The organism is Bacteroidota bacterium, assembly GCA_018816945.1.
Lineage (GTDB): Bacteria > Bacteroidota > Bacteroidia > Bacteroidales.
Genome location: JAHIVC010000041.1, coordinates 1 through 19,790 on the forward strand (window position 1 = coordinate 1; position 19,790 = coordinate 19,790).

The following is a 19,790-nucleotide window of genomic DNA, read 5'->3' on the forward strand; positions in this document are numbered from 1 at the left end:
CACCAGGTAGCCCAAAAATTTATAATATAGGTAGTATCATTCTCCCGATGTAAAGAAGGCTCCAATTCATCAAAATTAAGAACAGAAATACCTGAAGCCTTATCAGAAGATAAATTTGAAGTGCATGATTGTAAAATAATTAAACCTAAAATAATTACTAACAGGTATTTCATTACGTAAATAGTTTAACAGATCTACAAATGTACATATAGAAATGACCATTTCAACCTGACGGGAAGATTTAACTATTATTTAACAGAGTTAGAAAGAATTATTCGGAAAGAATATTTACAACTTTACTAAAATGAACGGATAAAAAGTTTTTGCAAATTAAAATGGGAACAGACAAAAAAAGGGAAGATTAAATCTTCCCTTTTTTGTTACTAAATCTCTATTAAGAGCTTCACTCCAATACGAAGAAAATCTCCATCACCAAAAGTATATCGTACTTCAGGGCATAATGTCATATTATCACCTATCGGCATGCCCAGACCTATACCTGCATTGAAACTTGTATTTGTTCCTGAAGCATTACCCCAGCCACCTAAGTCGACACTAAAGAAGGTTAAATTTAAACCTCCAATAGCATAAAGATTACCAAAATCCAATTCTGTAAAAGAATAGTTAACATCTAAATCCAACATTGACCAATTCACATGGTTTTTTTCAAGAAAATATGTGAAAGATGGAGCTACGCTAAAATTATCGCTAAAGAAATAAGCACCATTAATACTGATACCGACATTTTCCATTTCAGTAGCATACCATACACCACCACCTACTTTTTTTTGCGCATTAGCCTCAGTAACTGTGAACAACACGATCACACAGATAATCATTTTTAATAAATTTTTCATAATCTTTTAGTTTTAGTTTTTAATAATGATAATAAGGTTTTTTGATTTTCAATTAAAGATAAATACATGAATTAATCAAACATAAAAAAAATCTGATAATAAAATTTCAAACATCCAGCTTCGCTCAAATTACATTTTCAATAAGTTAAGGTATAATATATACAGATAAAAATTTCATATTTATTTCCTATAAATTTAAAATGTTTTATAATACAAAAACCAGACTTTAAAAAAAATATTATGAACAATATTCTTTATCAAAATTCGAAAATCTTAAGTAATTATCTTATTAAATTAATAACTTAAATATCTAAATTATTTTGAATATGAAGAAAAATTACTAATTTTATATTCGAACAGCCAAAAACCTAATAATTAACACTTAAAACCACCACTTATGAAAAAGAAATTATTACTAATAGGCATAATCTTGTTTATTGGAGTATCAATGAGTTTTTATTCCTGTAAAAAAGATTCAGATGAGAATGTAGGGGATGCTAATGCAACCGGAGTTGTTATTAACTCACAAAACGGACTTGGCCTCGCTAATGCTACCCTCTATTTCACCCGTGACTTAACTGCTACGGATTATAATAATTCAAATTATACGGTTACTTCTGACCAAAATGGAAACTATACCATAACTAATGCTGTAGCAGGAACTTATCTCTGCTTTGTTGTTTCAAATGGATATTTCGTGCGACAATTTCAAGTAACATTGGTATCCGGAACTAACACTTTGGATCCGGTTACTTTAGTCAATGCACCTGCAGCAGGATCATTCCGTATTGTTTTAACATGGGGATTGACACCATCTGATTTGGATAGTCATTTAACCGGACCAGACGGCAGCGGCGGAAGATTTCATATGTATTTTTCAGGCTCTGCAAAAAACCCGAATCAATATATAAGCCTCGATGTTGACGACACCTCAGGCCAAGGGCCTGAAACAACCACCATTTCAGGTTTCTTTAATGGCATGTATCGTTTCTCGGTTCATAATTATACTAATAAATATACTGCAAATGCAGGAGCTGAAATTAAGTCGTCTCCCGCAAAAGTTGAGTTATATGACTCTTCAGGCCTAAAAAACACTTTTAATCCACCTGCATTTACAGGTAACGGTGATACCTGGAGAGTATTTGAAATTGTGGTAAGCGGAACCAATAAAACTATAAACACTATTAATACTTATGTACTTTCTACTTCTTATTCTGACATAACTATTTTTAAAAGCGGTACAGAGAAAGTTGGACAATTTAAAATTAATGACTTTTAAAGGCCCTTATCTATTTTGAACCACAGAGCCAATTGTTTTACCTAAAAACAATTGGCTCTTTTTTTTACCGATAAACCTTGGTTTCCTTCATTCCTATAAAATTTTGATTTCTGTCCGCCTGTTTTTGGATTTACCTGATTCAGTATCATTTGTATCAATTGGTTTAGTAAAACCAAAGCCTTTATATTCCATCATCAAGGGTTCGAAACCTTTACTGATCAAATAATCATAAACCGATTTGGCTCTTTTTTTAGAAAGTTCATTATTATAATCTATGGTTCCGACATTATCGGTATGCCCTGAAATTTCGACTCTTAATGACGGGTTTTCACTTAAAAGTGCTTCCAATTTATTCAACTCAGGAAACGAGCTTTCCATCAATTCGAATTTATTGATTTCAAAAAAGATGTTATTCAAAACCATGATTTCGCCTGATTTCAATTTTTTGAGCGGGATCTGGATTTCAACAGGATCGGCTTTACTGCCTTTAAAATGGGTATTAAAATGATCGGAATAAAATAAGTAGCCCTTTTTGTCCACATTTAGTGAAATCATTTGATCCATCGGTAGAGCAACCAAAAAGGCCCCGGTCTCCAAATCAGATTCGGAACGGGTGAACAGTTCACCTGTTTCCGGCTTCACCAACTCAACTTTTGCATTTAACTTCTCCCCTGTTTCAGCATCATAAACAATCCCTTTAACATAAGTTACCGGATTGGGCCGAACTGCTTGATTCAAGCTAAATTTATAAATATCAAAGCCCCCGAATCCATTCGGTTGATCGGAAGAAATGTAGGCAGTTAATCCGTCGGGGGCCACGATCAGGTTAATTTCGTCCCGATCGGTATTCACGGGATAACCCAGATTTTCAGGCATACTCCAATTTCCATCGGATGAATATTTACTCACGAATAAATCGTACCCTCCCATCCCAATATGGCCGTTCGACGAAAAAAAGAGCGTGGCAGCATCGTAATGGATCAAGGGAGCCATCTCATCGCCAGTGGTATTTATGGTTGAACCTGCATTTTGAGGATTTGTAAAATTTCCGTTTTTATCCAGTTCTGAAATCCAGATGTCCGACCCACCAAACCCACCGGGACGTTTGCTGGCAAAAAACAAACTTATACCATTGGATGAAAAACATGGTTGAGAATCCCAACTACCTGAATTAACAATCGAGCCCAGATTTTTAGCATCACTTAGTTTCCCGTCAATAATTTTGGAATAATACAAATCGCAGCCGCCTTTGCTATCTGCCTTATTACAGGATGTAAAAAAGAGATAACGATTATTAGGTGAAACCGATGCCCCTCCTGCCCCATCAATGAACTGATCCCCAAATATTACAATTTTCGGATCGGACCAATTTATGCTATCCAATTGGGTTTGATAAATATTTTCGATGTAAGCCGGAGCGTTCTGAATCACATCAACAACTTTACTTTTAATGGTCAGATACATTGATTGTTCATCCGTACTTAATGAATTCACATATTCATCGTTTGAGCTATTCACCTTTTGACCAAGGTTTTTAGGCTTAAATTCAACAGGGTTTTGATAGGCATTTTTTCTATATTCCGCAGTTAATTTTAATTGTTCAGCCTCTCTTCGCTCCCGTTCATCGGCTATTCTCAAACTTAAATATTTCGAAAGATATTTAATGGCAGCGTCGAAATTTTTCAATTTCACTTCCAACTCCGCCAACGCATAAAACAGATGATTGAATTCATCGGTCGAAAGATCTAACGCCTTTCGATAAAAATGAGCTGCCAATTCAATTTGTTCATGCATCTCATAAATATTACCCGCAAGTACCCATGAGGAAGCAAATAAACTATCTCTTTTGATGGCCTCAAGTGCAAACTCAAGTGCATTGGTAGTATCATTTTGTTTGAAATGGATAAATGCCAGCTCTTGAAGTTTTAAGGCTTTTTTATTCACCTGATGCTGAGCGATCAATGTAGGAGTGATAAAACTAAATATAAAGATGAATATTAAACCCGGAAAGCGATATTTCATCTTTTTTAAAAGCATAGCCTAATTTATGGAATTTTCATGTACTTATGACTCTGTAACGAAATTTTCCATTTGGGATTGTTCTTGGCGTATTCAATTATGATCGGTAAAATTTTCGGAGCTACACTCCACTCGGGTTGCAAATAGAGTTCGCAATGCTCGCTAACCTTGAGAGAATTCTCCTCTGCCCATGCAATGTCAGCCTCAGTTTGAACGATCATTTTAAGTTCATGGGCCTTTTTAAAGATTTCTTTTTTAGGTGGGATTTGTCGTTTGGGCGATAAACAAATCCAATCCCATTCGCCACTCAGTTTATGGGCACCGGAGGTTTCAATAAAAGTGAGTATTTGATTTTTGTGCAATTCGGCAGTGAAATAGCCCAATTCATACATAGATGGTTCGCCTCCGGTCACAACAACTGCCTTTCCCGGGGTTGCAACAGCCCGTTTAACGATATCATCAGCTAATACAGCGGGATGAAGCTCTGCATTCCACGATCGTTTGGTATCGCACCAGCTACATCCCACATCACATCCACCAATACGCACGAAATAGGCTGGTTTGCCTGTATGAAAACCTTCACCCTGAATGGTGTAAAATTCCTCCATTAATGGAAGCAATTTCCCATTCTTCAAATTCTGTTCAACTGATTCAATCATCTATGTCTGTTCTGCTTGTTTAGCGAACCTCTTTTTTATAGGCTTTTAAAGTATTTTGAAGTAAGGATACGATTGTCATTGGTCCAACTCCTCCCGGAACAGGAGTTATATAACTGCATTTTTCGGCTACTTCATCAAATGCAACATCACCTATAAGTTTAAATCCCGATTGGGTTTTAGTAGAAGCTACGCGATGCATTCCCACATCAATAACTACTGCACCTTCTTTGACCATATCTGCTTTGATGAATTCACAAACACCGATAGCAGCGATTAAGATATCTGCTGATTTGCATATTTCCTTCAGATTTTCTGTTTTGCTATGGCAAAGGGTAACGGTGGCGTTTGCATTTTTTGCTTTGCGCGACAATAAAACACTAACAGGAGTTCCAACGATATTACTTCTTCCGACCACTACAACATGTTTACCGGCGGTTTCTATTTTGCTCTGCTCTAGAAGCATCATAATTCCCTGAGGTGTAGCTGAAATAAAAGTTGGCAATCCAAGAACCATCTTTCCAATATTAATGGGGTGAAAGCCATCCACATCCTTTTTGGGATCGATACGTTGTATTATTTTATTTTCGTCAATATGAGCGGGCAAAGGCAACTGTACAATAAATCCGTCAACTTCATCATCATTATTTAAGAAATCAACTATCTCCAATAATTCTTTTTCACTGATAGATGAAGGATGACGATAAATAGATGATGTCATTCCAACAGAAGCACAAGCTTTCTCTTTTGATGCGACATAGGTATGACTTGCAGCATCATCTCCAACTAAAATCGCTACCAGATGTGGACCTCTCTCATCCTTATCAATCATCGCAGCAACTTCTTTTGCAATTTCAGACTTTATTTTTTCTGCTATTTTCTTTCCGTCGATAATTTTCATATGTTGGCTATTGGCTTTTAGCTGTTGGCTGTTAGTTATTGGCTGTTGGCTTTAAGTTTTTGGATTAGACTATTAATTTGCTTTTTAAGCTTTGTTAAATTATCCAATAATAATTGAATTTCATCAATTTTTAAAATACTAATTTCAATTAAAATTAAAATTTGAGTTTCCAATTCAAAAGCTGAACCTAAGGCTATTTCAAGAAATCTCTTAAAATCCTTTTGACTATCCCGACTACATCCTTCTGCAATATTTGAAGGAATTGAAATTGCTGCTCTAGTCATTTGACTTCTCATGCCAAATTTTTCATCATTAGGCAATAATTCAACAATCTGATAAACTGCCTTTACTAGCTCCATTCCGTCTTGCCAAATATTTAATGTTTTGAAATCTCTCATTTGTTTGTTTTTGGCTGTTTGCTATTAGCTATTGGCTACTAGGCCTTTAATTTAATCTTAATTCTTAATAATTTAATTATGTTCTTTATATAATGATATTTGGGACTTGTTTTCAAAATTATGAAGCTAAACGCTAACTGCTAATAGCTAACGGCTAATAGCAAACAGCTATCTTCTCCCTGCATTCCGCATCAAATTCATCATATTTTTGCCTTTGCCGCCTGTCATCATTTTCATCATTTTGCTGGTTTCTCCAAATTGTTTAATCAATCTGTTTACTTCCTGAATATCTGTCCCGCTGCCTATGGCCACACGTTTTTTTCGAGTACCGTTCAATAATTTCGGATCTTCCCGTTCCTGAGGCGTCATCGAATAGATGATGGCTTCAATGCTTTTGAAGGCATCATCGTCAATTTCTGTATCTTTCAATGCTTTGCTCATTCCCGGTATCATTCCCATCAAATCCTTCACATTACCCATTTTTTTGATTTGCTTGATCTGAGAAAGAAAATCATTAAAATTGAACTGATTCTTGACAATTTTTCGTTGCAGAATTTTAGCTTCTTCTACATCGTATTGTTCCTGTGCTTTTTCAACCAACGAAACAATGTCGCCCATCCCCAGAATACGATCTGCCATCCTGCTTGGATGAAAAATATCGATGGCCTCCATTTTCTCGCCAATACCCACAAACTTGATTGGTTTATTAACAACCGATCGAATTGTTAATGCGGCCCCACCACGTGTATCGCCATCTAATTTTGTTAAAACAACGCCGTCATAATCCAATCGATCATTAAAGGTTTTGGCAGTATTAACCGCATCCTGACCTGTCATTGAATCTACTACAAACAAGGTTTCATGCGGATTAATGGTATTTTTGATCGACGAAATTTCGTTCATCATCTCATCATCAATCGCCAAACGACCTGCTGTATCAACGATTACATAATTCAGGCCTTTATCTTTTGCATAACTAATTGCATGCTTGGCTATTTTAATAGGGTTGTTATTATCAATTTCAGTAAATACTTCAACCCCGATCTGTTCGCCTAAAACCTGCAATTGTTTAATAGCTGCAGGACGATAAACGTCGCAAGCAACCAATAATAGTTTCTTACCTTTCTTAGTTTTAAGGTAATTGGCCAGTTTGGCCGAAAAAGTAGTTTTACCGGAACCTTGCAAACCGGCAATTAAAACGATGGCAGGATTTCCCTTTTCATTCAGATCCACTTTCTCGGAACCCATCAGGCGTGTTAGTTCATCATGAACAACTTTAATCATTAGTTGTCCGGGAGAAACTGCAGTTAATACATTTAGGCCAAGGGCCCTTTGTTTAACATCTTCTGTAAATTGTTTGGCAATTTTATAGCTAACATCCGCATCGAGTAATGCTTTACGCACTTCTTTCAGGGTTTCTGCAATGTTAATTTCTGTAATATATCCCTGCCCTTTTAATAATTTAAACGAGCGCTCCAGCTTTTCTGATAAACCTTCAAACATATTCTATTTTTTTTGGGACTACAAAATTAGTAATTTGTGACAAATAATTTGCGAATAAAACCATCTAGATATAATTAGTACACATATTGTCAATTTCGCAAAATTTGTATATTTACGTTATCCTTTTAAATGCAAGAAATTTGAAGGCCTTCGAGATAAAAGCATCAATCACCAAGGATGAAAATTCTTTCATCTTCAATTTATTATCCATCACTAAAAACCATTAAAACTATGAATCCAACAATCATCATTATTATTGCCATCGCGTTGGTACTACTTATTATTATTGGCATGTACAACAGCCTTATACGTGCCAGAAACGAAGTTGACAACGCATTCGGAGGCATGGATGTTCAACTCAAAAAGCGTTATGACCTGATCCCAAATATTGTTGCATCGATTAAACAGTACGCGATTCATGAGAAAGAAACATTAAACAACCTGACAGAAATGAGAACAAAAGCGATCAGTGGAAATCTTTCGAGCGATGAGAAAGTGGCCCTCGATAATCAAATTTCTGCAGGTATGAAAAGTATAATGGTGGCCGTAGAAAATTATCCTGACCTAAAAGCAAGTGCGAATTTCCTCAACCTTCAACATACATTGAACGAAGTTGAATCACAAATATCGGCAGCACGCCGGACTTACAATGCTGTAATTACTGATTTTAATAATGCGGTACAAACCTTTCCTAAAAGCATTATTGCCGGGATGATGCATTTAAAACACAAAGAAGTATTTGTAATTCCGGAGTCCGAACGTGAAGTTGTGAACGTAAACAATTTATTTAAATAATATTTAAATCATGATTAAAAGAGAAGAACTTGAACAATTATACAACAAGGATTTAAAAGAAAAATTATCGGGGCTTGAGGGAATGCGTAAAAAACTACTCTTCCATCGATTGGTCGGTATTGCAGGGATCGTTGTTTCTTTTATTATTTTTATTGTTACCCTTACTACTGCTTCTACACTAAATAATTCTGTTATATTTTCAATTATTATATTAGCTGCAATCATCATTTTTTCAATCGTCATTCTTATTCTTTCGATTAAAAAAAAGAGGTTATATCGTAATGCCTATAAATCGGAAGTAGTTTCAAAGATTGTTCACGCTATCGACCCAAATTGGAACTATGTTCCCGATCAATATATCAGCATCACCGAATATTTAGAAAGTGATTTATTCAGAACGCATTACGACAAATATGAAGGAGATGATTTTATTTCGGGTGTAATTGATAAAACCGACTTCAGATGCTCAGAATTACATACGCAGTATAAAAGTATCAGTACCGATCATGATGGGCATCGTCAGGATAAATGGGTCACTATTTTTAAAGGGTTGTTTTTTCATGCCGATTTTAACAAACACTTTACAGGGAAAACTTATATTGCCCCCGATGTAGCAGAAAGAATTCTCGGCAATATGGGGAAAAAGTTACAAAAGATTACGGGAAAAGCCGACTTAGTTAAATTAGAAAACCCAGAGTTCGAAAAATATTTTGTGGTCCATGCAACCGACCAAATTGAAGCGCGATACATCCTAACCCCAACGATTATGGAGGCATTGGTAAAAATACATAAAGAATACAAGCGCCCCATTCATTTGTCGTTTATCGGATCGAGGGTTTATTGTGCCATGAGTTTTACAAAAAATCTGTTCGAACCGAAAATAATGCGTTCGGGTGTTAAGTTTGAGGATGTGGAAAATATGTATAATTTATTCATGGTAAATGCTACCATCATTAAAGAATTGAATTTGAATACCCGTATCTGGACAAAGGCCTAGTATAAAATGCTTTCAAAAATTTTACGGAATTATCGGTTATTTGGTGAGGGAGAAATTTACTAGTTTTTCTGGTTCTAATCCTAATTGACCAAAACAGCATAGCCCAATAATTGAAAAATAACCAACTACGAAATCATTACATTCTTCATATAAGCATTTATCATATAATTGATAAGAAATAAATAAAGCGATTGCAAGGAATAATATTTTGGTAGATATTTTAATAAAAACAAACCAAAATTTAGAAACTTCATATATTTCTCGTTTTGATTCCGATTTGATTATATATTCTTTATTTTGTTCCACTCCAACTCAAGGTTACTTTGCAACTAGGGCATTCAGTTAATCCCTTTTCAATTTTATCAAAACCACAATTAGGACAAGAATAATAAACTTTTTTTTCTCCAAAAGTTTTTATTAGTTCAATTGTAAGCCATGCTCCACCTATAAGAGCAGCTGCGGTAAATAACTGATCTAACCAATTATTTTTTGCCATTACTTCTTCTTTTGCTATAAAATTACACATAATTTCATTTATTTAACATACAATTTCTAACCAATGTTATAAACATATCATCTTCATTGCGATTGTTGTATTTAAACACAAATTCGGCTATATATTTAGGCAAATATTCAAGGCTTACATGATGATACTGCCCTACTAATCCACGTTTGATAATAGACCAAAAACCCTCAATCGAATTAGTATTGATTCCTTTATAACTCCACATTTTCTGATGATCAATTTTAATGTGTTCAATGATATTATTCATTCGATGATAACCTTTATATTCATCTGTAACCAAAATTGATTCGTCCATGTCAACGTGCTTTTTAACCATTGCTTTTAATTCGCTATGGGTTAACTGATTCATTACTTCAGCGATCACATTTCCATCTCTTTCAACTATTCCAGCCACAATAGGACGGTTTGCACCCCTGCCCCTTTTAGGTTTTACGGTTGGATATTTTTTCTTATACTTTGATTCCGAACATCCAAAATCTTGTTTCAAGTCGTAAAGCTTTAAATCCAGATTTTCTTTTTCAGAAGATGAAAGCATCATTTTTGCATTTTTGCGAGGTTTGCCACCTAAAAATGTTTCATCCATTTCTACAACTCCATTTAACCTGATTGAGTTATTTTCGATTGTCATCAAATCCCTAAGTTTATGATACATTGTCCAAGCGGTTTCATAATGTATGCCTAAGTTCCTTTCAAGCTGTTTTGCTGACATTCCTTTCTTTGCATCACTGATTAAAGCAATTGCATAGAGCCACATTTTTAAAGGTAACCTTGTATTATGTAAATGGGTGTTAACCGTTACTGAATATGTTTTTTCACATTCCTTACAATGATAACGGTGATCTTGATTCCTTGCTGACTTTTTAATAGAATTACAATAAGGACAGCGTATTTTATTCCCCCAGCGTACTTTTTCAAAGTAATTGATTGCGCTTAATTCTGTTGGGAAATTATTCGTTATTTGGATTATGTTCATAGCTATTTAATAATTATTTCTTTATCAAATAAAAACAATGTTATTTTAGAATTTTTATCTTTACCTGTTGATTTATAAAAACATGACATTAAAATATAAGGATAACCAATAATGGATACTATTAAGGAGATAATGAAAGAAAATGCTTTCGTTATAAGCATATATGCACTTTTAACAACACTTATAATTGTAATCATTGCAGTTACTAATAATAAAAGAAAAAAATGGTTTATTGATTGGAAGAAAGACACTCTAAATTTATATGTTTTTAAAAGAGAATGGGAGCGCAATGATGATAAATTTATGGAATTATTATTTTCTGAAAACGAGAAATTATCTGCTGAAAATAAAATTCTTAAGAAGGATATTAATAAAGTTTCTATTTTATTTTTAATTATACTCATAGTTCCTATTATATATTCAAAATTTACAAAAAAGACTTAAAACCAATTACCCGATAATTCCGAAATTTTAAAATATTTAATCTTAGAATTCGACAAAACATTTAGGATAGATAAATATTCTCCTCTATTATTTTTTACTTTTATAATAAATAGCTGATGATGGAAACTCTTTATGATTCAAATCTTTTCACTTACTTCTTACTTCCCTTCTTAATCTTCATCGCCCGAATCGGTGATGTATCCATAGGTACCGTCCGGATTGTAATGATTTCAAAGGGGCAAAAATTTTGGGCACCCTTCTTAGGGTTTTTTGAAGTGTTTATCTGGCTACTTGCGATCTCTAAAATTTTCGAAAATCTGGACAACTGGGTTTGCTACTTTGCTTACTCAGCAGGATTTGCCACCGGAAATTATATCGGGTTAATCATTGAAGAAAAATTGGCTTTTGGTGTGGTTAAATTACAGATTATTACCCGCAAAGAGGCCTCCGAACTAATTGCGATTTTAATCGATTCCGGTTACGGGATAACCCATCACGAAGCCGATGGAAGTACTCAAAAGGTTAGTATTATCTATAGCATTATTAAAAGATCCGACTTGCCTATTGTACTTGATCTTATCAAAACATACAATCCAAATGCCTTCTATTCAATTGAAGATGTGAAATTCGTGAATAAAGGTGTTTTTCCCATGAAAATAGCATCTAAACGCTGGCGAAAGGGGAAGTAGGAAGATGGATATACAGTTATAATACAGTTATAATAAAGTTGTTATTCTGTTGTGAAGATGAGTATTAAACGATATAGAATGAAATATTGAAAGAATGAAACAATGAAACAATGAAATAATATTTTTTTATATCTTTAACTTGATTTTCAAACTTAAATACGGGAGTTTGGATTTAAAATAGAGGTTATTGTTTGGAGTTGGGTTGATTTTTTTCATTTTTTTTACGAAAATAAAGTAACAAATAATATAGCTAAACTGTCTGATTTTAAAACTTAATATCGCGTTAGCCGAAAAGCGTTTAGAGTAGGCCTTATTAAAACTAAAACCATGAAAAAAACCCTATTAATCATTGCAGTATTTTTAATAGCTGGAAGTACTGCCTTTTCGCAACTTCAATTTGGCCTTGGTGGCATGGCCGGAACCAAAGCAGGAATAGATGACAACTTTGAAGCAAAAATAAATTTTGGTCCACACGTAAGGGCATTATTCAATGTTGGCGACAAATTTGGCGTTACAGCCGGATTCTCATATTATCTTCCTTTTAAATATAATGCATTTGGTGCTGAAGTAACCATGAACTATATGGCGTTTAATGCCGATGCTTTATATTATATCCTGAATGCTGACAATTTTAAAGTGTATGCGCTAGGTGGCGTAAACTATGGAATGATTAAATTAAAGTTCGCTGATATGGGTATTGATGATGGTAGTGGAACCGAAGATCATATAGACTGGGAATTCGGAGGTGGAATCCAGGTTGGTAAAATATTTGCCGAAATAAAGTACGATAACAGTAATGAGCATATTCAAGCCTTTTTGGGCATTTATTTATAAAAGCACATTAGCTGATTTCTAGAATAAAGATGATAGAAAATTAAAAAAGCTGAAAAGGAGATCCTTTTCAGCTTTTTTTTAATTATAGCAATCAATAATATGACTCAGGTAATAATTTCATGAAGCCTGAATTGAAATTCATCCAAGTCAAGGCTTCTGGAAAGGTATTTAAAAACTTCATTTCTATCATTAAAATAGAATGAGAAATAACGCCAATAATCTTTCAGTTTTCCCAACAACTCATGTTTATCCCTGAACTTCTCCTCAAAAACACGATATAAATCCTCATGAAACTTTAAAAAACGCTCCTTTTCATTTAATAAAACAGAAGGTGAATATCCCTTAATTCTTTCGGCCAAAAATGGATCCTTCATCAGGCCCCTGCCAATCATGATCCGTGAAATGGAAGGAAATTTTTCCATGATTTTTTGATATTCTTCCACGGTATTAATATCTCCGTTGTAAACAATTTCATTTTTTGATAAATGCAGGATTTCTCCGAAGCGCTCCAGCATTACTTCCCCATAGTACATTTGGATGCCAAGCCGGGGATGTAAAATTATTTCCTTCAAAGGATATTGATTGTAAATTTCAAAAAGCTGATAACTTTCTTCCGGGCTCTCCAATCCCAGACGTGTTTTTATGGAAAACTCAACTTCAATATCTTTAAAAATCTCATCTAAGAAGGATTTAATTTCGTCAGGATATTTTAATAAACCTGAGCCTCTACCCCTTCGAACTACCCTTTTTGAGGGGCAACCTAAATTCCAGTTTAAGCCCTCGTAACCTTTAAACTTGATCCATTTAGCTAAATGTTTAAAATCCTTCACATTTCGCCCCATGAACTGAGGTATGGTTTTCAATCCTTGCACATCTGCATGAGGTATATCCCACGATCTGCGCTTATCTTCCAGGTCATGATGCATCAAGGAAACAAAGGGCGCGATTGCTGCATCTACACCCCCAAAATGTCGGGCAAAAATATTTCTGAAATCTATTTCGGTATAACCCTCCAAAGGAGCCAAATAAATATAAGGTTGTTTAATCACAGCACAAAAATAATCATTTGAGGAATTAATCACTCAATTTACAATTTTGAGTGTCACAATGAATTATTAAAATTATTTGTGCATTGATGCATGTATAACTAAACCAACATGGATTGAAAATACATAGGCTTGATTTTTGAACAGGAATCATTTGGTAAGAGCCATAAAAACAACCTGCCGCGGGCAAGTCAATATTCAATGTTCAAAATATCAAATACAAATCCGTATAAATTATACCAATAATGAAATTTTAAAAAACCAAACATTGTGATTTGGATATTGAATTTTGTTATTTATGTAGAATTTGGCCCACCTGGACGGATATAATTTGTAATTTTTTTAGAACATTACAGAACCTAAAGTAGCTGCAATAAAATTGCAGGGTTTTAACCATTAACAATGATAATAAGTATGAACCTATCCTTAGGTATTAGCATCAGAATTTTATAACCTAGAAACAGTTATAGTATCGATTACATTTTCACAAAAAATTTAGAAATTTACAGCTATTGTTATCTCAACGACAGGCGAATAAATAATCTTTGTATCTCCAATCACTTCCCTGTTCTCATTAAGATTATAAAACCTAAAACCCTTACCAAATAATTAGCTAAATCAAATAAACTTTGATTTTCAAGTAATTATTCGTATTTTGAGCCTAATACAAAACAATTAATAGGAGGAAAATTATATGCTCAAAACAAAAATGTTTAACGATGAAAACAAACCAAGCTTTAGTGAACGACAGGAAATAGTTGAATTTTTGCACCAACATTTAGAGCAATTTGGTGATCCCAAACCTCATATTACAAAATGCATTGATTATGCGATAAAAGAAATAAATTCGTTTGGCGGTTTTATTTTGGTTGCCTCGGAAGAGGCTGAAATTTTAAGTGCCGTTGTAGTAAATCAAACCGGCATGGGAGGATATATCCCTGAAAACATATTGGTTTACATTGCTACCCATAAAGACTATAGAGGAAAAGGCATCGGGAAACAACTGATGCAAAAGGCAATGGGAGTTTCGAGTGGAGATATTGCATTGCATGTAGAGCCTAATAACCCGGCTCGATTTCTTTACGAAAAACTTGGATTTACGAATAAATATTCGGAAATGCGTTTCAAAAAGGTCGATTAAGATTTAAATTAATACATTAATCAAACAGCAATGCAGATTAGCTCAAACTAACCTGTGTATATAACTATCCTGCTTTATCTCCTTTCTTGAATTGCAAGATGGTGTGCTTTTTCAGTTTTAGCCTAATTTTTACAAATGCCTCATATATATTATTGAGCTATCTATTTACATTAATTTACTGCTCATCTTATTTTCAGGCAAATTTCTTCTTCAAGCAATGTTATGATAAATAATAAAATCATTGAATTAAGGCATACCCTTCATCAAAATCCCGAAGTTTCGAATCAAGAATTCAAAACTTCAGAACGGATTGCTAATTTTATAAATACCCTAGCTCCATCCGAAGTAATTTCCTTAGGTAAAACAGGGCTAGCTTTTGTTTTTAAAGGTGAGAGGCCCGGTAAAACAATTATGTTTCGAGCCGAACTGGATGCATTACCAATAAAAGAGAAATCATCGCTCAGCTATGCTTCTGTCAATCAAAAGGCAGCGCACGTATGCGGGCACGATGGACATATGGCCATTCTGGCAGGACTGGCTCTAAGAATTGCAGAAAATCCTCCCCAGTATGGGAAAGTGGTTTTACTTTTTCAACCTGCCGAAGAAGTGGAACAAGGGGCAAAAGACGTGATGGAAGATCCTGCTTTTAAAACCATTGAACCGGATTTTATGTATGCACTACATAATATTCCCGGATTTGAAAAACATACAATAGTAATTAAAAACGGGAGTTTTACTGCTGCTTCAAAAGGCATTACGATTAAACTTTTCGGCAAAACCTCTCATGCTGCGGAACCTGAAAATGGAATCAGTCCCGCAAATGCTATATCTAAAATTATTCAGCAGCTAAATGAATTTATCGGAAACAAAACCCTGTTTAAAGATCTTACATTGCTTACCATTATTCATATCAAATTGGGGGAAATCTCTTTTGGCACCTCACCTGGATTTGCCGAAATAAACATTACCCTGCGTTCATTTGAAAATGAGGACATGGAATTATTAACTCATCACACCGAAAAAATCATCAACGCAATTTCAAAATTCGAAAAATTGAAATGCGAAATTTCCTATAGTGAAGCATTTCCGGCAAGCATCAATAATAATGAATGTGTGAGCATGGCTGAACAATCAGCACGGCAAAATAATCTAAAAATTGAATTTATTGAGAAGCCCTTTAAATGGTCGGAAGATTTTGGATATTATTCGCAAAAATACAAGACTTGTTTGTTTGGCTTGGGAGCGGGGCTTTCGCAAACCCAACTTCATAATCCTGATTACGATTTCCCGGATGAGATCATAGAAACTGGGATAAATATTTTCTATACAATTTACAAAACTTCAAATACCAATGATGCTTAATAACCACATGACCGATAGTTCCATTATTACACTGAATGAGATAGCATTAAAGAACAATGTTGATTTTTTAAAGAAAAAAATGGGCGCTAAAGTCTTAATCTCGGCTGTTGTCAAAGCAAATGCCTATGGCCACGGTATAGAGCAAATTGTTCCACTCTTTGAAAAATACGGCATTAATCATTATTCTGTTTTTAGTTATATCGAAGCGATCAGGGTTTTTCATAGTCTTTCAGAACCAAAACCTATTATGATCATGGGATGGGTTTCTGACAAAAACATGTTTGATGTAATAAAAAAAGGAATCGAATTTTTCATTTTTAACATCGAACGTTTGCAAATTGCACTTGCATGTGCAAAGAAGCTCAATATCAAGGCAAATATTCATCTCGAAGCAGAAACTGGAATGAATCGTTCGGGTTTAAATTTAGAAGATTTAAATACGGCTATTTCTATCATCAATGAAAATGAAGCATTTTTTAATGTGGCTGGTTTTTGCACACATCTAGCCGGAGCCGAAAGCATCTCGAATCATCCAAGAATCCAGAAACAGTTAAAGAATTATCAAAAAATGTTGACGATTCTTGAAAAGTATGAAATCGTTCCAAAATACAAACATGTGTCTAATTCTGCGGCATCTTTTATATATCCAAAAGCAAGAATGGATTTGGTGAGAATTGGGATTATGCTCTATGGATTTTGGTCGAGCATTGAAGTTTTTATTCAATACATCAACAATAAACCAAAAAAAACAGATCCATTAGAAAGAATACTTGGCTGGAACAGCCAAATCATGACGATCAAGGAAGTTAAAAGTGGTGAGTTTGTAAGTTACGGGATTTCTTATCTGGCACAAACCACCATTAAAACTGCGCTCATCCCTATCGGATATTCGTCGGGTTACAACCGTTCGCTAAGTAACAAAGGACATGTGCTTATTTCAGGTCAGAGATGCAATGTGATAGGTGTTGTAAATATGAATATGATTATAGCCGATATTTCAAATCTGCCTGATCCAAAAGTAGGTGATGAGGTAATCATTATCGGTAAACAAGGTGATCAAGAAATAAAAGTAAGTGCTTTTAGTGATATAAGTGATCAGCTTAATTATGAAGTTTTGGCTCACTTATCAGAAACCATTAAACGAATCGTAGTATAAAAAAACAAAAAAAATCATGGCTTACATAAACTTAGATCTCAAGAAATTAAAATCAAATTTCGACTACCTCAATGCGCTCTTCAAAAAAAACAATATTGAATGGTCGGTTGTTTCAAAAATACTAAGTGGGCATAAAGAATATTTGACCGAACTATTAAAATTTGAGATAACACAAATATGCGATTCTCGGGTTTCAAACTTGAAGGAGATTAAATTAATCAATCCTAAAATTGAAACCATTTATATTAAGCCCCCGGCCAGGAGATCAATTCCGCGGATTGTGAAATACGCTGATATCAGCATGAATACCGAATTTGAGACCATTAAACTTTTAGCAAAAGAAGCTAAAAAACAAAACAAAATTCATCAGATCATAATTATGATCGAGTTGGGAGAGCTTAGAGAAGGCGTGTTAGGGGAAGATTTTATAGCTTTTTATGAAAGTGTCTTTAAATTAGAAAATATTAAAGTTGTAGGAATTGGTGCAAATCTGTCTTGTTTATATGGGGTTTTACCAAATCACGACAAATTAATTCAATTAAGTTTATATGAGCAATTGATCGAAGCTAAATTCAATAAACAGATACCTTATGTTTCGGGCGGGTCATCGGTTACGATCCCGTTAATTTTTCAGCATCTTTTGCCTAAGGGAATTAATCATTTTAGAGTGGGTGAAACTTTGTTTTTGGGTACTGATGTCTATAATAATGTGCCTTTAAAAAAAATGCAATCGGATGTATTTAAACTTTATGCTGAAATAATTGAATTAATTGAGAAACCAGTGGTACCGATGGGTGAATTTGGGACAAATGTAGAAGGCAAAAATATCGAATTTGATCAAACAAATATTGGGGAGAAATCATATCGGGCTATTATTGATTTAGGGCTTCTGGATGTTGAAGTAAAGCATATAGAATTGGTTGACAAAAGTTTACAATTGGCCGGGGCAAGTTCAGATATGATCGTAATAAACCTTGGTGATAACAAAAAGAATTATGTCGTTGGTGATTTGATCGAATTTAAGTTAGATTATATGGGAACGTTAAGAATCTTAAATTCAAAATATATCGAGAAACGAATAACCCGTTAGATGACATTACCTATAATCAACTGACGGATAGTGCTTAATTTAATTTGAGCAACTAATATTCCAGACCATAAAAAAACAAAATCAAAGCTGCAACGCGAATTATGGATTATAAGTTTTTTAATGTTGCCCATTCTTAAAGATGGTTTAACAAAGTTTAAATTATCGCGTGGGACAAAGGTTTCTGAAATTCAAAACCAGGACAACCCATGATTAAAATTGTTTCCATCGGGATTTTCTTTAGCAGTAAAGGATTTTTTAACAACCAATTCATTTATAAATGTTGGAAATGGATTATTGTACTGTGCTATTTTAAAGATGAAACAATAGAAGAATCAGCAATAAAATCCCTGAAACATCGCGATGAAACTAAAAATTTGAGTGTTAAGAAAACCAGACATTTAAGTTTCTATTCACAATACAAATATAAAGAATGTAATTCTGAATTATGAAGTATAACACGACAGATGTAGAAATAGTCTTTGCACCTCCAACCACTTTGCTATGTTGGTTGAAACTAAAAACACTTTTTTAAAAGCCATTAATGATTTATGAAGTTAAACATTTGACATACAGATTTAGTTTTACATTCAAATTTCATTATCTTTATAATTTAAACATTATTTATTATGAAAAGTGACCGGTCTATGAATAACGAAAGTTTTAACTTTTTAAGGGGTTCAAGCGAGTTTCTAGACATAATCCTAAACAACATCAATAGTTGTGTTTTGCTGTTAAATAAAGATTTAAGATTACAGGCTTTTAATGATTCATTAAAAACTATTTTTTCAAATAAAAAGGATGAGGATTTACTATATGTAAAATGCGGTGAAGCAATTGGATGTGCCTATCAGATTGAAGAACAAAAAGAATGCGGTGAAACTTCAAGATGTAAAACCTGCGATTTAAGAATTGCAGCCCTCACTTCTTATACAAATAATGAAGTTATTTATAAAAATCAAATTTCCAGACCTTTCTTCGATTACAACAACATAAAGATTGAAAAGCAATTACAATTTTCGACACGTTTATTTCTGTTTAATAAAGAGAAATATATCATTATGCTTATTGAAGACATAACTAAACACTTTGAAGCCAAAAATTCAAATTAATTGCAATCGTTTCCT

Annotated in this window: 20 protein-coding genes; 11 read left to right on the forward strand and 9 right to left on the reverse strand. The window is 34.0% G+C overall.

All coding sequences use genetic code 11. From position 1 onward, the window contains the following. Nucleotides 1-383 precede the first annotated feature (383 nt). Complete coding sequence (locus KKG99_06700; protein ID MBU1012674.1) at nucleotides 384-839, reverse strand: porin family protein; 456 nt, start codon at nucleotides 837-839, stop codon at nucleotides 384-386. Between the two features lie 415 nt (nucleotides 840-1,254). Here KKG99_06700 and KKG99_06705 point away from each other — a divergent pair, with 415 nt between their 5' ends. Beyond that, nucleotides 1,255-2,136: a carboxypeptidase regulatory-like domain-containing protein gene (locus tag KKG99_06705; protein ID MBU1012675.1), complete on the forward strand. Its 882-nt coding sequence runs from the start codon at nucleotides 1,255-1,257 to the stop codon at nucleotides 2,134-2,136. A gap of 93 nt (nucleotides 2,137-2,229) precedes the next feature. Here the strand turns inward: KKG99_06705 and KKG99_06710 are convergent, their stop codons facing one another. From KKG99_06710 to ffh, 5 genes are all read right to left on the reverse strand, one after another. Further along, a complete protein-coding gene (locus tag KKG99_06710) occupies nucleotides 2,230-4,158 on the reverse strand; it encodes an OmpA family protein (GenBank protein ID MBU1012676.1) in 1,929 nt (642 codons plus the stop codon). A 23-nt stretch (nucleotides 4,159-4,181) separates the two neighbouring features. Then, nucleotides 4,182-4,814 (reverse strand): radical SAM protein, encoded by a 633-nt coding sequence (locus tag KKG99_06715; protein MBU1012677.1) that lies wholly within the window; start codon nucleotides 4,812-4,814, stop codon nucleotides 4,182-4,184. Nucleotides 4,815-4,833: 19 nt separating this feature from the next. Next, entirely contained in the window at nucleotides 4,834-5,712 is an 879-nt protein-coding gene (gene folD / locus KKG99_06720; protein MBU1012678.1) for a bifunctional methylenetetrahydrofolate dehydrogenase/methenyltetrahydrofolate cyclohydrolase FolD, read from the reverse strand. A 35-nt stretch (nucleotides 5,713-5,747) separates the two neighbouring features. Beyond that, nucleotides 5,748-6,110: a four helix bundle protein gene (locus KKG99_06725; GenBank protein ID MBU1012679.1), complete on the reverse strand. Its 363-nt coding sequence runs from the start codon at nucleotides 6,108-6,110 to the stop codon at nucleotides 5,748-5,750. Between the two features lie 168 nt (nucleotides 6,111-6,278). Then, nucleotides 6,279-7,613, reverse strand: coding sequence for a signal recognition particle protein (ffh, locus tag KKG99_06730; GenBank protein MBU1012680.1), 1,335 nt, complete (start codon nucleotides 7,611-7,613; stop codon nucleotides 6,279-6,281). 231 nt (nucleotides 7,614-7,844) lie between these two features. Between ffh and KKG99_06735 the strand changes: the two genes are divergently transcribed. After that, on the forward strand, nucleotides 7,845-8,408 hold the full coding sequence (locus KKG99_06735; protein ID MBU1012681.1) for a LemA family protein: 564 nt from the start codon (nucleotides 7,845-7,847) through the stop codon (nucleotides 8,406-8,408). A gap of 10 nt (nucleotides 8,409-8,418) precedes the next feature. Further along, nucleotides 8,419-9,405, forward strand: coding sequence for a DUF3137 domain-containing protein (locus KKG99_06740; GenBank protein ID MBU1012682.1), 987 nt, complete (start codon nucleotides 8,419-8,421; stop codon nucleotides 9,403-9,405). 292 nt (nucleotides 9,406-9,697) lie between these two features. Here the strand turns inward: KKG99_06740 and KKG99_06745 are convergent, their stop codons facing one another. Further along, the gene (locus KKG99_06745) at nucleotides 9,698-9,931 is read right to left on the reverse strand and encodes a hypothetical protein (GenBank protein MBU1012683.1); all 234 of its coding nucleotides are present in this window, start codon (nucleotides 9,929-9,931) and stop codon (nucleotides 9,698-9,700) included. A gap of 4 nt (nucleotides 9,932-9,935) precedes the next feature. Then, nucleotides 9,936-10,904: an IS1595 family transposase gene (locus KKG99_06750; protein MBU1012684.1), complete on the reverse strand. Its 969-nt coding sequence runs from the start codon at nucleotides 10,902-10,904 to the stop codon at nucleotides 9,936-9,938. A 111-nt stretch (nucleotides 10,905-11,015) separates the two neighbouring features. Here KKG99_06750 and KKG99_06755 point away from each other — a divergent pair, with 111 nt between their 5' ends. The 3 genes from KKG99_06755 (at nucleotide 11,016) to KKG99_06765 (ending at nucleotide 12,871) form a co-directional block, all read left to right on the forward strand. After that, nucleotides 11,016-11,348, forward strand: coding sequence for a hypothetical protein (locus tag KKG99_06755; GenBank protein ID MBU1012685.1), 333 nt, complete (start codon nucleotides 11,016-11,018; stop codon nucleotides 11,346-11,348). A 119-nt stretch (nucleotides 11,349-11,467) separates the two neighbouring features. Then, entirely contained in the window at nucleotides 11,468-12,037 is a 570-nt protein-coding gene (locus tag KKG99_06760) for a DUF2179 domain-containing protein (protein MBU1012686.1), read from the forward strand. Nucleotides 12,038-12,364: 327 nt separating this feature from the next. After that, complete coding sequence (locus KKG99_06765) at nucleotides 12,365-12,871, forward strand: porin family protein (GenBank protein MBU1012687.1); 507 nt, start codon at nucleotides 12,365-12,367, stop codon at nucleotides 12,869-12,871. 104 nt (nucleotides 12,872-12,975) lie between these two features. Here KKG99_06765 and KKG99_06770 read toward each other — a convergent pair whose 3' ends face one another. After that, a complete protein-coding gene (locus KKG99_06770) occupies nucleotides 12,976-13,953 on the reverse strand; it encodes a tRNA-dihydrouridine synthase family protein (GenBank protein MBU1012688.1) in 978 nt (325 codons plus the stop codon). A gap of 658 nt (nucleotides 13,954-14,611) precedes the next feature. Here KKG99_06770 and KKG99_06775 point away from each other — a divergent pair. From KKG99_06775 to KKG99_06795, 5 genes are all read left to right on the forward strand, one after another. Further along, complete coding sequence (locus KKG99_06775; protein MBU1012689.1) at nucleotides 14,612-15,058, forward strand: GNAT family N-acetyltransferase; 447 nt, start codon at nucleotides 14,612-14,614, stop codon at nucleotides 15,056-15,058. Nucleotides 15,059-15,280: 222 nt separating this feature from the next. Continuing rightward, the gene (locus KKG99_06780; GenBank protein ID MBU1012690.1) at nucleotides 15,281-16,420 is read left to right on the forward strand and encodes an amidohydrolase; all 1,140 of its coding nucleotides are present in this window, start codon (nucleotides 15,281-15,283) and stop codon (nucleotides 16,418-16,420) included. 7 nt (nucleotides 16,421-16,427) lie between these two features. Next, nucleotides 16,428-17,576 carry an alanine racemase gene (alr, locus tag KKG99_06785; GenBank protein MBU1012691.1) on the forward strand — a complete coding sequence of 383 codons (1,149 nt, stop codon included), beginning with the start codon at nucleotides 16,428-16,430 and terminating at the stop codon, nucleotides 17,574-17,576. A gap of 16 nt (nucleotides 17,577-17,592) precedes the next feature. Next, nucleotides 17,593-18,666, forward strand: a complete 1,074-nt coding sequence (locus KKG99_06790) for an alanine racemase (GenBank protein MBU1012692.1) — start codon at nucleotides 17,593-17,595, stop codon at nucleotides 18,664-18,666. Between the two features lie 626 nt (nucleotides 18,667-19,292). Continuing rightward, nucleotides 19,293-19,775, forward strand: coding sequence for a hypothetical protein (locus KKG99_06795; GenBank protein ID MBU1012693.1), 483 nt, complete (start codon nucleotides 19,293-19,295; stop codon nucleotides 19,773-19,775). The last annotated feature ends 15 nt before the right edge of the window (nucleotides 19,776-19,790 follow it).